The organism is Vibrio rumoiensis 1S-45 (genome assembly GCF_000286955.2).
GTDB lineage: Bacteria > Pseudomonadota > Gammaproteobacteria > Enterobacterales > Vibrionaceae > Vibrio > Vibrio rumoiensis_A.
Genome location: NZ_AJYK02000059.1, coordinates 1 through 21,009, shown reverse-complemented (window position 1 = coordinate 21,009; position 21,009 = coordinate 1). Strand labels below are relative to the sequence as shown.

At 39.7% G+C, this 21,009-nt stretch carries 16 protein-coding genes, 1 other RNA gene and 1 pseudogene; 5 read left to right on the top strand and 13 right to left on the bottom strand.

Annotated elements, in window-relative coordinates; all coding sequences use genetic code 11:
• The 6 genes and pseudogenes from A1QC_RS07865 to A1QC_RS07840 form a co-directional block, all read right to left on the bottom strand.
• Window positions 1–1,752, bottom strand: a complete 1,752-nt coding sequence (locus tag A1QC_RS07865) for a restriction endonuclease subunit S (RefSeq protein WP_017026494.1) — start codon at window positions 1,750–1,752, stop codon at window positions 1–3.
• Complete coding sequence (locus A1QC_RS07860) at window positions 1,749–3,221, bottom strand: N-6 DNA methylase (RefSeq protein WP_017026493.1); 1,473 nt, start codon at window positions 3,219–3,221, stop codon at window positions 1,749–1,751. The genes A1QC_RS07865 and A1QC_RS07860 overlap by 4 nt, the downstream gene beginning before the upstream one ends.
• 78 nt (window positions 3,222–3,299) lie before the next feature.
• Window positions 3,300–4,604, bottom strand: coding sequence for a DUF3644 domain-containing protein (locus A1QC_RS07855; RefSeq protein WP_017026492.1), 1,305 nt, complete (start codon window positions 4,602–4,604; stop codon window positions 3,300–3,302).
• Between the two features lie 15 nt (window positions 4,605–4,619).
• Window positions 4,620–7,099: pseudogene (gene hsdR / locus A1QC_RS07850) on the bottom strand (EcoAI/FtnUII family type I restriction enzme subunit R).
• A gap of 93 nt (window positions 7,100–7,192) precedes the next feature.
• Complete coding sequence (locus A1QC_RS07845) at window positions 7,193–8,572, bottom strand: DEAD/DEAH box helicase (protein ID WP_017026491.1); 1,380 nt, start codon at window positions 8,570–8,572, stop codon at window positions 7,193–7,195.
• Window positions 8,566–9,090: a hypothetical protein gene (locus A1QC_RS07840; protein ID WP_017026490.1), complete on the bottom strand. Its 525-nt coding sequence runs from the start codon at window positions 9,088–9,090 to the stop codon at window positions 8,566–8,568. The genes A1QC_RS07845 and A1QC_RS07840 overlap by 7 nt, the downstream gene beginning before the upstream one ends.
• A 101-nt stretch (window positions 9,091–9,191) precedes the next feature.
• Between A1QC_RS07840 and A1QC_RS07835 the strand changes: the two genes are divergently transcribed.
• Window positions 9,192–9,500: a helix-turn-helix domain-containing protein gene (locus tag A1QC_RS07835; RefSeq protein WP_017026489.1), complete on the top strand. Its 309-nt coding sequence runs from the start codon at window positions 9,192–9,194 to the stop codon at window positions 9,498–9,500.
• Window positions 9,501–9,503: 3 nt separating this feature from the next.
• Here A1QC_RS07835 and A1QC_RS07830 read toward each other — a convergent pair whose 3' ends face one another.
• The 4 genes from A1QC_RS07830 to ffs form a co-directional block, all read right to left on the bottom strand.
• A complete protein-coding gene (locus A1QC_RS07830) occupies window positions 9,504–10,490 on the bottom strand; it encodes a TniB family NTP-binding protein (RefSeq protein WP_017026488.1) in 987 nt (328 codons plus the stop codon).
• Window positions 10,487–12,400 carry an integrase catalytic domain-containing protein gene (locus A1QC_RS07825; protein ID WP_017026487.1) on the bottom strand — a complete coding sequence of 638 codons (1,914 nt, stop codon included), beginning with the start codon at window positions 12,398–12,400 and terminating at the stop codon, window positions 10,487–10,489. The genes A1QC_RS07830 and A1QC_RS07825 overlap by 4 nt, the downstream gene beginning before the upstream one ends.
• 1 nt (window position 12,401) lies before the next feature.
• Window positions 12,402–13,025, bottom strand: a complete 624-nt coding sequence (locus A1QC_RS07820; RefSeq protein WP_017026486.1) for a TnsA endonuclease N-terminal domain-containing protein — start codon at window positions 13,023–13,025, stop codon at window positions 12,402–12,404.
• 122 nt (window positions 13,026–13,147) lie between these two features.
• An RNA gene (gene ffs, locus A1QC_RS07815) (signal recognition particle sRNA small type) lies at window positions 13,148–13,244 on the bottom strand.
• A 247-nt stretch (window positions 13,245–13,491) separates the two neighbouring features.
• Here ffs and A1QC_RS07810 point away from each other — a divergent pair.
• Window positions 13,492–13,797 (top strand): MGMT family protein, encoded by a 306-nt coding sequence (locus tag A1QC_RS07810; protein WP_017026485.1) that lies wholly within the window; start codon window positions 13,492–13,494, stop codon window positions 13,795–13,797.
• 30 nt (window positions 13,798–13,827) lie between these two features.
• On the opposite strand, the gene A1QC_RS07805 is transcribed toward A1QC_RS07810, so the two are convergent.
• A complete protein-coding gene (locus tag A1QC_RS07805; protein ID WP_017026484.1) occupies window positions 13,828–14,289 on the bottom strand; it encodes a YbaY family lipoprotein in 462 nt (153 codons plus the stop codon).
• 96 nt (window positions 14,290–14,385) lie between these two features.
• Here A1QC_RS07805 and tesB point away from each other — a divergent pair, with 96 nt between their 5' ends.
• On the top strand, window positions 14,386–15,249 hold the full coding sequence (gene tesB, locus A1QC_RS07800) for an acyl-CoA thioesterase II (protein WP_017026483.1): 864 nt from the start codon (window positions 14,386–14,388) through the stop codon (window positions 15,247–15,249).
• Window positions 15,250–15,380: 131 nt separating this feature from the next.
• Here the strand turns inward: tesB and A1QC_RS07795 are convergent, their stop codons facing one another.
• Window positions 15,381–15,851, bottom strand: coding sequence for an Lrp/AsnC family transcriptional regulator (locus A1QC_RS07795; RefSeq protein ID WP_017026482.1), 471 nt, complete (start codon window positions 15,849–15,851; stop codon window positions 15,381–15,383).
• 134 nt (window positions 15,852–15,985) lie between these two features.
• Here A1QC_RS07795 and A1QC_RS07790 point away from each other — a divergent pair, with 134 nt between their 5' ends.
• Together A1QC_RS07790 and A1QC_RS07785 are read left to right on the top strand one after the other, a co-directional pair.
• The gene (locus tag A1QC_RS07790; RefSeq protein WP_017026481.1) at window positions 15,986–17,044 is read left to right on the top strand and encodes a PLP-dependent cysteine synthase family protein; all 1,059 of its coding nucleotides are present in this window, start codon (window positions 15,986–15,988) and stop codon (window positions 17,042–17,044) included.
• Window positions 17,045–17,247: 203 nt separating this feature from the next.
• The gene (locus A1QC_RS07785) at window positions 17,248–17,811 is read left to right on the top strand and encodes an outer membrane beta-barrel protein (RefSeq protein ID WP_017026480.1); all 564 of its coding nucleotides are present in this window, start codon (window positions 17,248–17,250) and stop codon (window positions 17,809–17,811) included.
• Between the two features lie 98 nt (window positions 17,812–17,909).
• On the opposite strand, the gene A1QC_RS07780 is transcribed toward A1QC_RS07785, so the two are convergent.
• Window positions 17,910–21,008 carry a multidrug efflux RND transporter permease subunit gene (locus A1QC_RS07780; protein WP_026025998.1) on the bottom strand — a complete coding sequence of 1,033 codons (3,099 nt, stop codon included), beginning with the start codon at window positions 21,006–21,008 and terminating at the stop codon, window positions 17,910–17,912.
• Between the last annotated feature and the right edge of the window lies 1 nt (window position 21,009).

The following is a 21,009-nucleotide window of genomic DNA, read 5'->3' as shown; positions in this document are numbered from 1 at the left end:
TCACACCACCTGCTCAACAATCGCATCGGTTAAATGCAGTTGGGTTTGTTGGGATTGATTGAGTTTTGCTTTAAGTTGGTCACAGATTGCCATGAGTTCATCAACTTTGGTGACGATGCGGTGTTGTTCTTGGAGTGGAGGCAACGGATGAATATAATTATTTAATTTAGCCCCAACAAAATGCTTAATAGTTGCCCCAGTAAAATACTTATCAAGAGTTCCAATAGCCGCATCTATAGTTAGACAGAGCTGCAAGTATTCTGGTGAGCAATTACCTAAAGTTCTAGCTCTATGTAATGCTTTTTGAAAATATATTTCTTGTGATTTATCCTTCCATATAGCACAACGACCCGGCTCTCCACCTTCGCAAATTAACAAATCACCTACAAGTACACGAAACTCATTTCTTTCATGATCTTCTATTTTCATTAACTTTATATCGCCCAAATCAAACCTGTTCCATTGAACATTCGTGTTTCGAAGATAAGGTCGTTCTATCCCTATGTTTTTAGACTGATCAAGCATTTTACCTAAGCGGCAAATAGTTATATTTCCAAACTTACACCACTCCCACCCATCCGGCAGTTCAAACGGTTTCTCATCATCACTGATCGGCGGTAAGGCTTTTTGTTTTTTGATTTTCTTATCGGCGATTAACTGGGCTTTTTCGACTGCAATGCGTTCTAGTAATTTGCTAGCAGGCTCATCGGTTGGATCTTGCGGTACCAAACGCCCCATGACGGCTAATTGCAATATGGTTTGTTTGAGTTGGTCTATGCTTTGCTCGGTGGTGAACAAGGTATCGAAATGTTCGCTCAAACGTTGCCAGTTTTGCATGAGTTCGTTGTGGTTTTTTGCTGTAGTCAACGTTTCCAACAACACGCTAACTAAGGTTTGTTGGGCTTCAATCTGGCTTTCGGTTTGTTGTTCAAGCTGATCACACAAGGCCATCAGTTCATCGACTTTGGCGACGATGCGGTGTTGTTCTGGTAGTGGGGGAAAAGCTATTGTGAAGGACCTTAATTTTCCTAAAGAAACAAAAGGTTGCACACCTCCCGATGATTGTTTTTTAAATATCTCTGCCGCATAATGCAAAAAATATACTAGGAACTTAGGACATGATTTATCTAAATTATAATATTTAAATAAACCCACATTCTTAATACTAAATTCAATGTCAGTATCAACAATAACTGGATTCCCAATACTCCCAATCATTGCGAATAAAATATCATGCACGTCGACTTTAGATCGTTCAATTATTTTCAAATGATCTTCTTTCGAAATAAACTTGATATCAGATAAATCTAAAGAGCCTGAAGATAAATTTTTACTCGTAACTAATGGATACCCCTCGAATTGGGGTTTAGGGCTATCATGTGTCCCATCTCTAACATCATACACATCTTCCAAACGAGACCAGATCCAACCTTTAGGAATATCTATTCTTTTCTCGTCGTCTGTAATTGGTGGTTGTTTCTTACTTTTTTTTAATACTTTTTTCTTAATTAACTCATTTTTAATTTCAGTTAACTCAGCCAGAAGGACAGAAGCTGGCTCATCACTCGGATCTTGAGGCACCAACTTGCCACGCACGGCTAATTCCAATATCAGCTCACGCAGTTTCTTAATGCCGTATAAGTCTATTTTCTTGCTTGAGCCGCGACCAGAAGCTGATTTGGTTTTCACCGTACTGGTCCAGATATCAATATGTTCTGTGATCAGGTCGTTAGCGATTAAAGAGTCACTCATTTAGCCTGCTCCCCAGATTGTAAAGCCGCGCCTAAGATATCTTTCAACTGGCCACGCAATGCACCAATCTCTTGCTGTTGCGCTTGATAGTTTTGCAATAACTCTTGAGGGTCGTGACTGACCACTTCACCTTGGTATGGGTTTTTAATGTCTAGGTTGAAGTTGCGCGCAATGATCTCATCTATCGACACTTTCCACGCTTGGTTGGTTTCTTCACGGCTAGCGAAACCATCAGCTTCATTGCCCCACCAATCAATCTCAGTTTGGAACTCTTCAAACTTCATCGGCTTGGTTTTGTTGTAGTTCTTCACGCCTTCTGGGTAAGGGTGTTCATAAAACCACACATCTTTAGTTGGCGTGCCTTTGGTGAAAAACAAGATGTTCGTTTTAATGCCTGTGTATGGGTTAAATACCCCATTTGGCAAGCGCACTATGGTGTGTAGATTACATTCCTCGGTCAGCATTTTTTTGATTTTGGTTTTTACGCCTTCGCCAAATAAAGTGCCATCGGGTAGAACTACCCCTGCACGTCCGTCTTGATCGAGCACTTCGATAATCAGTTGCAAGAATAAATCGGCCGTTTCGCGGGTTTGCATATCGCTTGGGAAGTTCTTTTCAATGCCGTCTTCTTCTGTGCCCCCAAATGGTGGGTTGGTGGCGATCACATTGATATTGCTATCCCAACTAGAAAGCGGTTTGTTTAAGGTGTTGCCGTGTTTGATTTGTACCGGAACTTCAATGCCGTGTAGCAACATGTTGGTGACACACAATAAATGCGGTAGCTGCTTTTTCTCTACACCATGAATTTGCTTTTGTAGTTCTTGGTGATCGGCGGCGGTTTTTACGTAGTTATCTTTCACATGGTCAAACGAGCAAGCTAAGAACCCACCTGTACCACACGCTGGATCCATAATGCTTTCGCCCAGTTTTGGATCAAGACGGTTGACGATAAAACGGGTGACCGCACGAGGGGTGTAGAATTCACCAGCATTACCCGCGCTTTGTAGGTCACGCAGAATTTGTTCGTAGATGTCACCAAATAAATGGCGCTCTTTGGAATCGGTAAAATCAATTTCATTCAGTTTGTTGATCACTTGGCGTAATAGCGTGCCGTTTTTCATGTAGTTATAAGCATCACTAAAGGCTTCTTTTACGACATGACCACGAGGGTTGCGATCTTTTGGCGCAGTCAGGTTTTTAAGTTTGATAAACAGCTCATCGTTGACAAATTCCAGTAATTCATCACCAGTAATGCCTTGGCTGTCGGCTGCCCAGTTGCGCCATAAATATTGCTCAGGAATTGGCGCTTGGTAGTCATCCAGTTCTAGCTCTAATTCTTCTTCCTGTGCATCAAACACTTTAAGGAAAAGCAACCAAGACATTTGCCCTAAACGCTGCGCATCACCGTCGACACCGGCATCTTTACGCATGATATCTTGAATGGATTTGATCACTGAACTGACTGACATAATGAACCTGTTTTAACTGACTGAAAAATTGGGGGATTATAGCAGCTTAAGGCATCGGGAAGATGCCTTGATAACACTTTATTTACGCTTGTTATTATTTTGCTTTGCTTCTTTCAAAAAACTTTCATTTTCAGTAATTCGCTTGACGATTTCTTCAACAGCTTGATGAGAATAGATATGTTTATTGGCTAATGCTTGATGATGATGAAATTCATTGTTAGATAATTTCCACTTTAATTTTTTTATAACTGCTTGAAAGCAATTACTGTTAAAGTCAGGTACATTTTTTTTATCACGCGCGACCAAACACCGAGTTAACTTACCCATGTCATATTTATCGTTGAGTAATTCATTTATAACTTTAATTGCTGTGGCTTGGCTATATTTATGAGAAGTTTCAGGATCAACCGTTTTTTGTACAATTAAAGCATTCTTAAGTTGCTCAAGATCTTCAGCTTTACCATCTGCCCTCGCTATTATTATCTGACCATCTTTATCATCTTTTGCGTATACAAGTGACACGTTGATAGGAATAGCAAATTCAATATCATTAACTTGCTCTATTTCATCTTGAACCGTTTTAGCTAGTTCAAGCATGTCTTCAGCAGCTTCGCCATAATAACTTTGAAGTAATGATGATGGGGGCAACTTAAAATCGCCAACTAATGAAATCATACCTGTATGTTGTGACTGAAAAAATTGAACTTCAGTGAATTCTTGATATTTAGATGAGTAATTCAATATCCCCGACTGAAACACTCGAGATGCAAGTCCTTGAAGCTCTGGCATTAATAAATGCACAGCATCATCTCGCCAACCAGCTATTATCTCAATATTTTTGCGTGTTTTATCACTTTGAGTAAAAACTTTATCTAGGCAATTTCTTAGTGTAATAGTTTGCTTAATACCCTTTTTAGTCGATTTAATGTAAATGGCTGTTTCGCCATCATTCTCGATAATAATTGATTTTAACAGCTGTTCCCACGCAGTTGAAAAAAGCATAACGAAGCCATCTAATTTATTCTCTAACGATGGTCTATTGTACAGTTCCAAAGCAAGCATCATATTATCTCGAGATTTTCGAATTAAAGCCTTTGCTAAGTTTGATTTACATTTATGACCTAGTTCTTGATAGTGCTTACTTTGAGATAAACGCTTTTTAAATTCGATAAAGTTAATATCTAAGGTATTGACCGCTTCATAAGTTTTATTCCCAACTTTAACTAAAAATTGGGTAATTTGACCTTTCCCGAAATATGATTGAAATGTACTTTCTTTCCACCCAGTTGCATCTAGGACATCTTGAGTAGTGAAATCAGCCTGCTTTCTCTGCTTTTTCTGTAAAAATTCGAAGAACTTTTTTTGGGAACTACTCTTAGACATGAACACACCTACTATTTATATTGCAATGTTATTGTAAATCTCTGCTTCTAATTCACTTACAGCTTGAAGATACTGAGGCTTACCGCCAAAGCCTTTTTCCAAAATTTCTTTCATACTGCCTAGTTCGGTAAAAGGAGCGACTTTCAACACGCGGATATTTTCCACTTCTTGCACACCATCATCGGCGTATTTATCTAATAGGTTTTCCAATACTTGCTGAGCCGTTTCGCCGTATTTAGTAAAGTAGTTACGCTTTTTGACGTTTTCAGCGCGCTCTTTCCGAGTCAATGGGGGTTGGTCATAAACCACATGACAGATCATATCGAATGGATCCATTTCTTGGCCGACTTCTTGCTCTAACGCTTCCCATAAAATACCGACTTGTGCCAATTCATCGATAATGGCTTGCTTACGTTCCGCTTGATTCCAACGTTTGGTGAACTCATCCAGTGAGGCAAATTCTTTTATCATGGTTTTACGGGTGTAATCTTTAAAGGATTCAGTAACTAACTTACCATCTGTATCATAATATTGAACGCGTTCCGCGAGCGCTTTTACTTGTACGCCATTGACATGATACTTGCGCACTTTTTCTTCGTCAGTCCAATCCTCACCGCCTGTGGTATTGCGTAGATCGTTTTCAGTTGATCCCGTCCCATAAGGTGCTTCCGGTTCTTTTATACCTTCATTGTGAATAGATTGGGGGCGATGTCGTCACCAAAGGGCCCTTCGCCATTTTCTGGCATATCTTCTGGGTCGATTCCGTGAATGATGTCATCTGCATCACCCTCATTTTCCAACTCATCAGGCGTGATAATTTTGATGCGCTCCGCTTCACCATCAAAGCGTTCATCTGCAAATAACTCAGTGGCTTTTTTAAAATCGAGAATCGTAAACCAAAGCTTGCCGTATTTATCATCAATGCGCGTGCCACGGCCAATAATTTGCTTGAACTTGGTCATGGATTGAATGCCTTGATCTAAGACGACCAGCTTACAGGTTTTAGCATCGACACCTGTGGTCATTAATTCAGAGGTGGTCGCAATCACTGGGTATTTACTTTTCGGATTAATAAAATAATCTAATTGATCTTTACCTATTTGATCATCACCCGTGATTTTCATGACGTATTTTTCGTTCTTGGCGACGTGTTCAGGGTTACAATTCACCAAAGCACGACGCATCCGTTCAGCATGGTCAATGTCATTGCAAAACACGATGGTTTTGTTCATTGAGTCAGTACGTTTTAGATAGTTAGTGATGGTTTTTGCGACTAACTCAGTTCGCTCATCGATCACCATAGTGCGGTCAAAATCTTTTTGGTTATAGATTCGGTCTTCTATCACGTTACCATCTTTGTCAGTTTGCCCTTTAGTTGGTCGCCAACCTTGTACATCGACATCAATATCGACACGTACCACTTTATAAGGCGCTAAGAAACCATCTTCGATACCTTGTTTTAAAGAGTATGTATAAACTGGGTCACCAAAGTATTCGATGTTCGATACTTCTTCAGTCTCTTTTGGCGTCGCAGTTAAACCGACATGAGTAGCAGAACCAAAGTAATCCAATATTTCACGCCAAGCACTGTCTTCAGACGCACTACCACGGTGGCATTCATCAATAACAATTAAATCAAAGAAATCTGGGTCTACTTGCTTATAAGCCTTTTGTGATTCTTCTGGCCCAGTTAAGGCTTGATAAAGGCCAAGATGGATTTCATAAGCAGGGTCAACGTTGCGGCCTGTTATTTTGGTCATTGCCGTGCCAAAAGGCTGGAAATCATTGTTTTTGGTTTGATCGACAAGGATATTTCTATCGGCTAAGAAAAGAATGCGTTTCTTGGCTTTGGCTTTCCATAAGCGCCAGATAATTTGAAAAGCGGTGTAGGTTTTCCCCGTTCCGGTTGCCATCACCAATAGTATGCGATCTTGCCCTTCTGCTACCGCTTCCACGGTTTTATTGATGGCTTGTAGCTGATAATAACGAGGTGACTTACCACTACCATCATCATGATAATCTTGGGTAATGATTGGCAAATTTTCTTTTTTATAGCCTTTCCAGACGCAGTATTTATCCCAGAGTTGGTCTGGGGTTGGAAAGTCTTCTAAGTGGATTTCGGTTTCAAGCTGAGTAGGGTTGGTTTTGTCATGAAAAATAAAACCATCACCATTAGAGGCAAAGATGAATGGCACTTCAAGCAAGCTCGCGTAATCCAAACCTTGTTGCATTCCCTTGCCAACTTCATATTTATTGGCTTTGGCTTCTATCACCGCAAGTGGCATGCTTGGTTTATGGTAAAGCACAATATCGGCTGATTTTACTTTTTTACGAGCTGCTGCCTGACCACGGACAATAACCTTACCATCACGCAACGCGACCTCTTGTCGTATCTGCGTCATGTTATCCCAACCTGAGTTTTTTATCGCAGGCAGAATAAATTTGCTGATGATATCGGCTTCAGATAGTTTGATTTTATTAATGTTTGTGGTCATAGACTTAGCTCTCAATCTTATATGAGTAGAATATAACCGATTTGGGGTTTAAAGCCGAGTAGTAATGCCCAAGAGTCAAACCTCTATTTCATTTTATGTAAATGCAGCAATAATTTTTTGCTTAAATTGGCCTAGTTTCAAATCGCTTTCATAAGATATTAAGTCACTCCTACCATGCTTTAATGCAGCTTTTACTTCACTCGCTTGCCATTGCACAGTAGAAATATTTAATTTCTCAAGCCGTGATGCTATTCCTGGTTTAGATGTGTCCAAGATTGAGATCGAATCTCCCTTTAAATCATCAAATTTGGCAAACATACAAGTATCAGGAATATCTTGCTCTATCTGTTCAGAATATTTCACCAAACTGCTTTCGGCAAAAGTGTATAACCATGCCTCTTGATTGCCATTATGATTAACTCGAAGGATTCTCCCAAGCACCTGCCTAAAGTACAACTCGGTTTTAACGGCACTTAAATGACAACAAACTTGTAGTCGAGGAATATCTGTTCCTTCGCTAATCATCCCAACACTGACAATCCATTGTGTTGTGCTCTGCCTAAAACCATCAATTATTTTTAATGGGTTTTCTTGTCTGTATGTCACTAACTCGGTGGTTTGTTGAAACTTCTCCATAAGTGTTTGTTGAATTACTTTAGCGTGCTCGACGGATGCGGCTACAACTAAACCCCCTGCATTTGGGATCTTTATTCTAATTTCATTGAGCTTTTTACACCCTAAACCTAATAGGTAATCCATCGCTTTTTCGTTATGAAGAATGCTTTGATAAGATAGATCTGAATGCTTTAATAAATCTAGAATCGATGAGAACGACCTACTTTCATTGGATTCAGTTACCGATAAATTATCATTATCTATTAGCGTTATTTTCGGTATCCGGCATACTCCATCTTGTACCGCTTGTTTTAAGGTATATTGATAGTTACAGACAATTTGTCCTTCTGGATCAGAATATTTAGCCATAACAATAGGTGCTTTATCTGTGCGCCACGGTGTTCCAGTTAACGCCAATGTATAATCCGCCACATGCTGTAGCTTAACTAAAATTTGTTCTCCCCACGCATTTGATGACTCAGGCGTATCACCAGCACAATGATGGATTTCATCGAAAATCACAAAAAGACGTTTTCGTTTTAACATCTGCCAAAAAGAATCAGGAAAATAAGCCAAACTTTGATAAGTGAATGACGCACCAATTGCTCCAAGTCCACCATTAAAAGCACAGTTTAACTTCCAAGAAAATGTATCTTTTATTCCTTCTGCAACACTCAACGAAGGAGAAAAACATAGCACTAAATCAATTTTATTTTCATCAAGTAATCTCTTAGCAACCTCTGCGGCTAACATTGTTTTACCTGAACCCGGTGTTGCCTGGCATAAGAAGTGTTTATATTGATTTTTATAAAATGTGATCGCTTTATCGGCACATTCAGACTGCCACTGTCTTAACATAGTTTTGAACCGTTATTGCTCTTTGATAACACATTAGATAAAGCATTTATTTTGCCTAATAATTTTGCAGATCCTTCTCTTGCAAAAACGAGAAGAGGTTGTATCTGCTCAAACAATGACTGATATTTCTGCATTAAAAAGACATATTCATCTATTTCGCCTAAAAGAATCGATAACTCTGCTTGCGCTTGAGACCTTTCTTTTGTCAAATCATCTCGCCATTTACTAACATCATCACATCTGACATCAACGATATTATTAACAGCTTTCTTTTCAGAGTCTTTTTTATGAACCACTGAATATCTTTTAGTTCTTTTTTCACCTTCAGAAATCAACCAACCTTCAGATTCCAAGCGGCACAATCCCCGATAGACATATTGGTAAGTTCTTTCTCGACTATCAAAAGAATATCCAGCCTTACAGAACAAATCCGTCAACTCCCGAACAGAAAATTTCACTAACTCATTTTCTTTCAGAAAGTTACGGACCAATTCTTTTTCTTTCTTTTTTTCTAACACGGGCTAATAACCCCACATAAAAACTTAGGATTGCTAAGTATACAAAATTAAGTAAAACTTAGACAATCTAAGTTATCGATAGGACAAAAAAAGATGCCTAAGTGCAAAAAGACAACCCAATCCCAGCGAGGCTCAAAGAAGCCCGTAAAAAAGCCAAGATCACCCAAAAAGAACTGGGGGTGAGAATAGGTATGGAACAAAGCTCGGCAAGTGGTCGAATGAATCACTATGAAAAAGGACGTCATATTCCTGACATCAGTACATTGCGTCGTATGGCTGAAGAATTGAACGTGCCTCTACACTATTTCTTTTGTGAAGATGAGATTAGTGCGAAATTGGTGTGTGCGGTTGATAAGCTAGGTGAAAAAGAGAAACAAGAGTTGCTAGAAATATTGGTTGCGCCTGAGTAAGCGTTAACCCAGTAATGCCGCTAATGGAACGTCTTGAAATATCTGCTTAGTAAATTTAATTTCTCCACTTTCAGGTTCAATGATAAATCCTTCGTACTCAATAATCTGCGGTACCAATAATTTATCTATTTCTGTAGTAAATGGATTAGGTATCGATGGTCCATTGATTGTTTCGAATGCCAAGATGAACTCGTCATTGGTAATGGTAACTTTACTCGCCAGTAACGCTAACTCTAATGCATAACCCACTAACTCCTTGATGGCTCCAAGCATTCCTTTGGTCGCAGACAATAATCTCATTGCGATATCCATATCCGAAAGTTCTGGGTATACCGGAATTGGAAGCTTCTTTTCGAGCTCTTCAAGTAAATCAATGTATACATCTAATGACGATTCCGATGTTATTCTAATATATGGCAATTCTCTTTTAACCATAATTCGTCTATCCCACTGTGAATCTTCCAAAATAAGTTTGGCAGTAGGAATACCAATAAAGACGATAGGTAACCGGCATTCGTCACTGATCATTTTGAGTCGGTCACGAATTTTTTGTCTTTCTTTGGGAGATGCGCACTCGAACAGTTCTTGGGCTTCTTCTATAAGCAGTAGCTTAAGATTGGATTTTTTAAGACTACTGATGAAATAATCCTGTAAGCCAATTTCTGAACGCTTTGATCGAGTGTTATAAGGGATACCTAACTTATCGATAGCCCAAATAAGTGTTTCAATGAAGCTCGGCCTAACGCGAGTGACCAACACTTCATTATCATTAAAATGATGTTTTACATAATAATTAATGAGTGATGTTTTACCCGCTCCAGTCCCACCAGTGATTAGCATTGACGGTGTGAAATTACCAAATTGACCACGGCGGACAATCCAATCTAACCCATCGAATATATTCTTTACATCTGGATAAATAACGAATGAATCATGATATTGAGTTATTAACTCATCTATAGAAACTTGCTGTTGCGATATTAGGTTCATCTTTTCGACCTTTTTATCGCTTTACGTTTATTCCAGAGCGATTTTAGATTATCCACCGGTGTATGCTCATCAAGATTGTCATCTAAAGGCATCTTCTTGCTTTCTAATGCATTCTGTATAGACTTTGGCTGTTCGTTGGATAATCCTGCAAGAGCCGCCATTTTCTTACCATGTTTGGCTTTTTTCGCTCTACCCTCAACAGATATTAAAGAAAGGTGCTCTTGCTCTGATTTAATACGTTCATGAAGTGCTTGTCGTGCTTTGGCTAATGATAAAGCATCCACTTGGCCTTTTATAAACTCACGATGTATTTTGATAATACGTACATGCTCGCTCAGAGATAAATTCTTTGTGTATCCCAAAGGATCATAGTTGCAGGGGATTTCAATGTATCCACCGATTTCCTCTAGATAAACGAATATACTAGACAGGTTATCGGGGTCTATTTTTATCGTTTTCTTTCTAGACTCTTTTGTTTGTGGATACTGTTTTCGATATTGTTCCAATGCCACATTGTCATACATTAAATGCTTATATTTTATACCTTTAGTTGTAACAACACCTTTATGGAGAACCCCCATAATAATTCGAAACTGCTTTTCATCTCGATCACTTAGAGCCACAGGAGGCAGAGTTTCTTCACTCTTTTTCCAATGGTAATTCGGAATCTTTGTAAACCTAGAATTGGGGGAAGCATTATGAACATCAATAATCCAGCGATGTAACTCTTCAACAAAAACACTAAATCGCATAACTGCATCTTTCTGAGGATCATATCTATCTTTTTCTAAGATATTTGAAAACGTTTTTCCCGGTACCCATCCAACAATACCTTGAATAACTTCTAAAAATTTCCTTTCTACTCTAGGTTTTTCCCAAGGCTGACCAACTTTACAATACTCAACATTTACTCCTGCCTCCATACACGCTTGGTCTAAGCTTTTGGACCAAAACTCAGCACCATTATCGACAACCAGTGTTTCCATTTTTCCGTGGCATAACCAGTCATTAGTAAGTCCAATATTCAAATCGTGAACATACTCTTTACTTTTAATTGAATGGATGGTCGCTTTAGCAACAGATATATAGCTAGGGGGATTAAAACCAAGGTGAAAGCCAATAATACATCCACTAAACACATCGACGAGCAACGTCAAATAAGCTCGCCCTAAAGGAATGAGTAAATCATCATCCAGAAGAATTAAATCTAGTGGCGTATGGTCTATCTCTACGCGTTCCAATATTCTTGTGGTAAGAACAGAAGACTGATAGTAGTTGAAAAGCTTATTCGCATAATTTTGACCAAATCTCTTTAGTGCTACTTCATAGGGAGGAAGCTTTTTCAACCTTTCTTTAAAAGCCTGATAACTTACTATTGAGATTTTACCTGAGATAATATTGCTGTTTTCAATTTCAATCCTATCCATGTAAAACTGATATGCTTGTGAATAGCTGGGTCTTTTGGCATCAAGAAAACGTTCTGTTGCCTCAACAAAAAACGCTTCGTCGTCAATAATACGTTTAGTTCTATTTCCTTTTTTGTAATGGTGTTCAACCAAACTTACAATGTTTCCATCACTCTCGCAAAACGATTTATACCAACGAATTACCGTCTTATAACTTGGCCTGTTGATAGAAAATTGCGCACTATATTTATCAATTAAGGGGTCGATATTTTTAGGCGTCCAACCTCCAGTTATTTCTTTAGCTACTACTGAAATAAGTTTGTATCGTTCTAATGCCTTGCTTTTTTGTTCATCAGAAAATGATGAAAGATCTCGTTCATAAACTGCTGTCAAATCAAGTGGTAAGTATTGTTTTCGAGCTAACTTTGCCTCTGATGAGCAGTTATATTCTGCCTGAATATCATCTGTTATGGATTCAAACTCATCATCAAAAGGCATAACCATTCTAATTCACCGAAATTAAAGACTTTTCATCAAGTAAAACATCTAGATCAGTCTTAACCCTACCTAAGCCAATAAGGCGTAGAACTAATGCAAGTACTTCTCCAATACCCAAATTGAGAGTTCTGGATAAAGAACCAATTTGAATTGATGTCGATTGGCTTATAGCTGACCAAATATTTTCCAAATGAATAGTGTTTTCAATAAAGCCACTATAACGGTGTACGAGCTTTAAATTATTAAGATGAATTTCATTTCGAATTTGCCTATCTGTCACAAGTAATAGAGAAGCTCCTAATTCATTAGCCGTAATTTGTTTTTTATAGAACATATATTTAAATTCTGAAGAGAAGGTTTTAGATAATGGTTTAACTTCAATGAAATAAAATGTTCCATCCTTTTTATGAACTAAAAAGTCTGGTGTATAAAAATGGCATTTGCCTAGATAAAAATATTTGTAACCATGAGGTTGGGATTCAAAGCTAACCACATCATCTGAATATTCTAGATGGTAACAGCAATCATACTCAAGGCTACTTTCACACATAATTGTGCAGCCATTTTTGGCACTAACAAATTTATAAACATTTTTATTTGCAGATGGTTTACGAAGATTACGAACGTACATAACATCCCCTCTTTATGTTGTAATAAAACAACCAAAGTAAGTGTAGGACAGTTTATGGATTTTAAAAGGACAAGTTATGCTTTCATTAGGATAGGTTATGCTTTCAGCGACAAGAAAGGTGGAAGCCCCAGCCACATCCCGGCACACACGTCATCCGCTGTGGCTGCTTCCTTCCGGATCTGACCAAGTTCACGAACTAGTATTGCGGGAGGACCAGGGCCTCCATTGATTTTGTTCTGTCAGCAACGAGTTGCTTTAAGATGGTGGGGATTATCTAGGATAAATCGCCCAATTGCAACCGTCTTACTTACTTATGTGTTTGTTTGATTAGTTCTTCAACAATTATAGAAAAGAGTCGCCTATCTTAAGCTTTCATAAACATTAAAAATGATGAGGTTGACTCTGTTTATCTGCTTAAAACTCGGTATATTCAAACTTACTTTTAGTAGATTTCATATTGACGGGCATGAACGAATTCCACACACAAATATTTACGGTTATTCACCAAATACCGAAAGGAAAAATTAGCACCTATGGTTCAATAGCAAAAATGGCGGGCTACCCCGGCTATGCTAGACATGTTGGAAAAGCTTTAGGTCATTTGCCTGAAGACTCAACATTACCATGGCATAGAGTGGTAAATAGCCAAGGTCGGATTTCATTAAAAGGGAACGATCTCACTCGGCAACGAGGTAAGCTGTTGAATGAAGGGATCGAGGTATCTGAATTAGGAAGAATAAGCTTAAAGCGATATCTGTGGCACCCTGAATAAGTACCACAGATAAAAGCGAACCTTAATGCGTTATTTAACACCCACCAGCATTAAACTGACTGATTGAGTTTTATTAGCATCGGTGATCACTGCTTCACGCGTGTCGGTAATGAATCGTAATTTCCCATTCACTGCAATTTTAGCTCGAATAGCATAAGTGTGATTTGGGATAATTTGATTGGCGTTGTAGTCCAACTTAAAGGCGAACGGCACTTGCTTGCCACCAGTAATAAAAGAATCGGTAGCAATAATATCTGCCGCTTTATCTGCAATAGACACATCTTCCAAGGTTACTGAAATGACAGCATCGTCTGGCAGGGCCATACGTTCACGATACGCGATAGTACCCGAGATACTTTCTAACACAACAGATTGACTTGCTTGCGCGACTTCTTCGACTGTGGTCTGTGAATCGTTGGCTTGTGTGGTTGTGCAACCTGACATTGATACACCTAAAATTATTGATGAAACTAACAATAATGACTTTTTCATAGTATTCCTTATCTTATTCTCACTGAGTTAACAGCATCAGCTCTTGTAATCTTAGGCTACTCAAGCTATTAATTGACAATACATTACGGAGGTCTGATGAGCAAACAATTACAAGCATTACTCGAACTTCACCAACTTGAACGTTTAGAAGTTGGCCTATTTCGTGGCGAATGTGAAAATTTAGGATTACCACAAGTCTATGGTGGTCAAGTCATCGGGCAGGCTCTTTCTGCATCGGGCTCAACGGTAGATGCAAATCGTACCGTACATTCATTCCATAGCTACTTTCTACATCCTGGTGATGTGACCAAGCCAATTATCTATGACGTAGAAAAGCTACGTGACGGTAAAAGTTTTTCTACACGACGTGTCAAAGCGATTCAAAATGGCCGTCCAATATTCTATTTAACGGCGTCTTACCTTGGAGACGATGAAGGTTTCGATCATCAAGAAGTAACGATGCCTGATGTTCACGGCCCAGAAGGTTTACCTTCAGAAAGCGAACTAGCAGCAAACATTGCAAAATATTTACCTGAACAAATTCAAAGAGCATTTTGTGGTGAGAAGCCAATTGAGGTTCGACCGGTGATAGTGAACAACCCACTCAAGCCAGACAAAATGCCAGCAAAGCAATATTTATGGATTAAGGCAAATGGTGAACTGCCCGACGACCCTATTCTGCATCAATGTTTGCTAGGCTATGGTTCCGACTGGGGGTTCTTAGTCACCGCTTTATTCCCGCATGGGGTGTCATTATTAACACCAAAATTCCAAGTAGCGACAATTGACCATTCCATGTGGTTCCACCGCCCATTTAGAATGGATGAGTGGTTGCTGTATGTGATCAATAGCCCGACCACAAGTAACACTCGTGGCTTAGTGAGAGGTGAGATTTTTAACCAGCAAGGCCAATTAGTCGCCACTGCAGTACAAGAAGGTGTGATGCGATATAAAAGCTAATACTTCTGAGTAGGTATAGCCCTTCTTATTTGAAAATGCAGCTTTGTTAACCGCGTTAGATTGAATCGAAAACCAGTGATGAAGGTCGCTGGTTTTTCATTTCCGCATTAACATCTCCACATCTCGGCTATTTAAGTAATCGGCAACGCTGTTGTGTATTTAAGTGATTCCATCGCAAATGTAGAAGTGACATTTGAAATACCTTCCACACTATTCACTAATTTTTTATAAAACCCATCAAACGATTTCATATCAGAGACCAATACTTTCATCATGTAATCGTATTCCCCTGCCATACGATAAAATTCCATTACCTCTGGGAATTCACAAGTTGTATCCACAAACTTTTGATACCACTCATTTGAGTGATCATTGGTTTTGATCGAAACAAATGCAACAAAAGATAGCCCCAACGCTTCTGGGTTTAGCAATGCCACTCGTTTATCAATAACGCCTTGATCTTCTAATCTCTTTAATCGTTTCCAGCATGGTGTTGTCGTTAAATTAACCGCTTCTGCCAGATCATGCAAAGACATGCCGCCATCTTTCTGAAGTAAAGTAAGGAGGGTTTTATCAATTCGGTCTAAACTAATAGCATTCATTTCTTACATTCCAGTGATGGGAGAATAATTTTCTACAATGTAAGCAATTAACATGGTATTTAGCAAACTTTTTCTCTGTTTTTACAGGTAAATTATTCTTATTATGAAGCATCCCAATAGAAAGGAACAATAGCATGTGTGTAGATAGAAATTGGATCAACCAAGCCATTGGTAAAATTGAATCGGACTTCCAACGTTCGGCAGATACGCACTTAATCAAGTTAGATCTCCCTCACCTTGCGGGTATTGATATTTACTTGAAAGATGAAAGTACTCACCCAACAGGGTCTTTAAAGCACCGCCTTGCTCGTTCTTTGTTCCTATACGCGCTATCAAATGGTTGGATTGGACCTGAAACCACGGTGATCGAATCATCATCAGGCAGCACTGCCGTATCTGAAGCGTATTTCGCACGTCTTTTAGGGTTACGATTCATTGCTGTGATGCCAAAATCTACCGCAACTAAGAAAATAGAGCAGATTCAATTCTATGGCGGTGAAGCGCACTTGGTGGATCGTTCTGATCAAATCTATGCTGAATCACATCGTTTAGCTCAAGAGTTAAATGGTCATTACATGGATCAGTTCACTTACGCGGAACGTGCAACCGACTGGCGCGGCAATAACAATATTGCAGACAGTATTTTCTGCCAAATGAGCCGTGAACCGCACCCGATTCCATCTTGGATTGTAATGAGCGCAGGTACTGGCGGTACTTCTGCCACCATTGGTCGTTTTTTACGTTATCAAAAACATTCAACCCAACTGTGTGTGGTCGATCCTGAAAATTCAGTTTTCCATGACTACTATAAAACTGGCAACACTGAACTCACGTTAGATTCAGGCAGTAAAATTGAAGGGATTGGTCGCCCACGAGTCGAGCCGAGCTTTATTCCTGGTGTTATCGATCAAATGCATACCATCCCTGATGCAGCCAGTGTGGCAACCATTCAATGGTTAGAGAAGATTCTTGGTCGTAAAGTTGGTCCATCAACCGGAACGAACCTGTTTGGTGTATTGAATATTGCAGAAGAGATGATTAAGCGTGGCGAAACTGGCTCAATTGTTACTTTAATTTGCGACAGTGGTGACAGGTACTTAGATTGCCATTACAACCCTGAATGGATTGCACAAAATATTCCAGAACCTACTGCACCGTATTTTGAGCGTTTAAAAGCGATTACTCAGCTGTAATCAATCTGTTGTATAATCACTTGTACAACAATGTAAATAGAACAAAAATGATTACATAGACTTTATTAATGTCGTATAGAGAATAATAATGTTTAAAGATATTACTATTCTCATATCCTATTTTATGTAGGAATGTTATTGTAATTGAACACCATGATTAATATGGTATTTTTAATACATTAGACAGAGAATAAAGGACAGTTATGAAGTCTCTACGTTTATTGACCCTTGCACCTTTAACAATACTTTCTCTTTCAGCTAATGCAGCTGGAAATAATTACTTTTATGCAGGTGCAGGTAATGTTGGTTTTGATATTAAAGGCGCTGAAGACAATAAAATCTATGATAATCCAAGCTTCACTATAGGTGGAGGGCAGTATCTTTCAGAGCATTTTTCTATTGAAGGATTTTATCGATACTCTAATGCTACCGATAGTGCTTCAACTTATGAAGTTGATGCCCACCAACTTGGTCTTTCATTTATTGCGACTACTGGCCCTTTAGGTGATACGCCATTAGAGCTTTTTGCCCGTGGTACTGGTGCTTATACTATAGTTAAAGGGAAAGACATTACTGATGGTGATCGCAAGTCCGTTGGGGATGACTCTACGACAGGGCTCAATATTGGTGGTGGTCTGCAATGGAATATGAATGCAGATTTTTGGTTACGTGCTGAATATATCTACAATGTAGTAATGTCTGATATTAACGATTTTGATACCCCTGATTACAGTGGAGCACAGATCACAATTGGCAAACGATTCTAAGAAATAATAGAACCCAATAAAAAAACCTGACTGCCACAGTCAGGTTTTTTATCATCTCAAACACTCTTCACACTTGAAGCAGCTTAGTCGCCGTTCATTTAGCCATGCCCTTGTCGAGTTTTCACATCGCGTTGTAATTCTTTTTCTAGCAAAGCTTCGATATGGCCTGGTGAATGTGTTTTCACTGAGATTAATCGATACATTTGCGGAATCACAAACAAGGTGACTAAGGTAGCAAAGCTCATTCCAAATAACACCACCGTACCGACTGCAATTCGGCTTTCATAGCCCGCTCCGGTCGACATCACCAAAGGCAAAGAACCTGCAATCGTTGTGAATGCGGTCATTAAGATAGGGCGTAAACGACGTGCAGCCGCATCAATGATCGCTTTTTCAAACTCAATCCCTTTGTCACGCAATTGGTTGGCAAATTCAACAATCAAGATACCATTTTTGGTTACCATGCCAATCAGCATTATCATCCCAATCTGGCTATAAATATTGAGCCCCTGCCCCATCACATACAAGCCAAGGAAGCCACCTAGTACACCCATAGGCACAGTAAACATCACCACCAAAGGGTTGATGAAACTTTCAAATTGCGCTGCGAGTACCAAGTAAGCAACCAATAATGCCAGAGCAAAAATTACTAACACGCTAGATTGATTTTCTTTGAAGTCTTTCGATTCTCCGCTGTAAGAAACCGTAATATCACTGGGTAGATTTTCTATCGCATGCTGATCTAAATAATCAAGCACTTGCCCTAAGGTATAACCGTCACCAGCGTTAGCACTTAAGGTAATCGACTTTTGTTTACTGGTGTGCGACAAACGATTGGCTGACGCAATTTCTTCAATGGTGGTGACGGTATCTAAGGTAATCAATTCGCCATTATCAGTGCGCAGATAGATTTTGCTTAAGTCACTGGCATTATTGAAACTGTTTTCATCACCACGTAAATACACGTCGTATTCTTCACCGCGCTCTAAATACGTGGTTTCAGAACTTCCGCCCAGCATCACTTCAAGTGTATCGGCAATCTCACTCACGCTAATACCAAGTTCTGCTGCACGTTGTTTATCAACACTCACCACCAGTTCTGGTGTTTTTTCCGAGTAATCTAAATCACCACCGGTAATAACGCCGTCTTCTTCACCTTTGTGTTGTAAAAATTCAGCCCATTTTGAAAGTTCTTTATAATCCGAACCACCCAATACAAATTGAACCGGGTTATCCGAACCACCTCTAAACCCTGGCATCATTGCTCTAACACGCACATCAGGAATACCAGATAAGGTTTTACTGATCACTTTCAAAGCTTCTTGGGCAGAAACATCACGTTTACCCCAATCTTCAAGCACCATGATCACAAAGCCGGTTTCATCACCCGCTCGACCACCAAACGCTGGTGCATCGACGCTAAATGATTTTAAAATTCCTTTGCCAAGTAATGGTTGTAAGCGGTTTTCCACTTCATCCATGTTAACACTCATGCGGTTGAAACTGGTGGCATCCGCCCCTTTCACAAAGGCAAATAAAACCCCTTTATCTTCTTTCGGAGCAAGTTGGCTCGGCACTAATGTCATTAACCAAGCGCTACCGACAATACAAGCCAGAATACTGATTGGGGCAATCCAACGGCAGGCAATCGCCTTAGTCAGCAATCGTCGATAGCCATTTTCAATTCGCTTAAATCCATTATCAATACATTGATTGAAACGGCTCGGCTTCACATTGGCTTTTAATAATTTACTTCCTAACACTGGCGTTAAGGTAAGCGCGATTAAAGAAGAGAAAACCACTGACATGGCAAGCAGCACAGAGAATTCGGTAAACAACAACCCAACCATGCCATCCATAAAGGAAATAGGTAGGAACACCATTACCAATACCAGCGTTGTTGCCATTACGGCAAAGCCTACTTCTCTCGCGCCTTTATAGGCTGCAAGTAATGGCGGTTCACCTTTTTCTAAATGATGGAATATATTTTCCACCACCACAATTGCGTCATCCACCACTAAACCAATGGCTAAGATCAGAGCAAGCAACGTAATTAAGTTGACGGAAAAACCAAAGTAATAGGCGGCCATAAACGCTGAAATAAGAGAAACCGGAACCGTTACAGCAGGAATGAGTGTGGCGCGCAACTGCCCTAAGAAAATGTATAACACTAATACGACTAAGCCGCCGGTAATAAACAGTGTGTTGTAAACTTCACTAATAGACTGTTCAATAAACACCGTTGCATCATATTCAATTTTAAGCGAAGTCCCATCAGGCAAGAATTTTTGTACGTTGTCGACTTCTTGACGAACGCGTAATGCGACATCTAAAGGGTTAGCGTCGGTTTGGGTGATCACTCCCATGCTGACCCCAACCTGCCCATCACTCTTATACATCGAGCTTTCGTTTTTTGCGCCTAAATAAATCTGGGCAACATCTTTTAGGTAAATAGGGTGTCCATCACTGCTTTTATTGATCACCAAATAATGAAAATCTTCTTCGGTAAGATAATTGCGCGTCGTTCTTACTGTCATTGAAGTGGTATCGTTACGCACTTCACCACTTGGATTTTCAACGTTTTCTCGATTCAGTGCATCGGCGATATCAGAGGTAGTGACTCCAAGACCAGCCATCGCTTTAGGATCAAGTTTCACGTACATGACTTTATCTAAACCACCACTGATATCAATCGAACTTACACCGGAGATCAAGCTGAAACGGTCAATCAGAACTCGGTTGATATAGTCGGTTAGTTGAGTGCGATCCATTTTGGTCGAAGTAAGATTAATATGAACCGCAGCCTCTCCCGAACCATTATCCTTCGATACAATAGGATCATTGGCTTCATCTGGCAGTGAACGCTGGGCGCGGGCAATCGCATCACGCACATCACTCACACCCGTGGTGAGGTCATACCCTAAATCAAACGTAATATTGATCCGTGAGTTACCGTTTCGGGAAACCGACGAAATATCATCAATCCCACTAATGCCCGATAATTGGTCTTCTAAAACGGTCGTGATTTGAGTTTCCATAATACTGGCAGAGGCGCCATCGTAACTCGTCGACACTGTCACAACTGGGTTAGAAATATCAGGCATTTCACGAACCGCAAGCTTAGTGAATGACACATAGCCAAACACACAGAGCAGCATACTTAAAACAATTGCCACCGTCGGTCGTTTTACCGACACA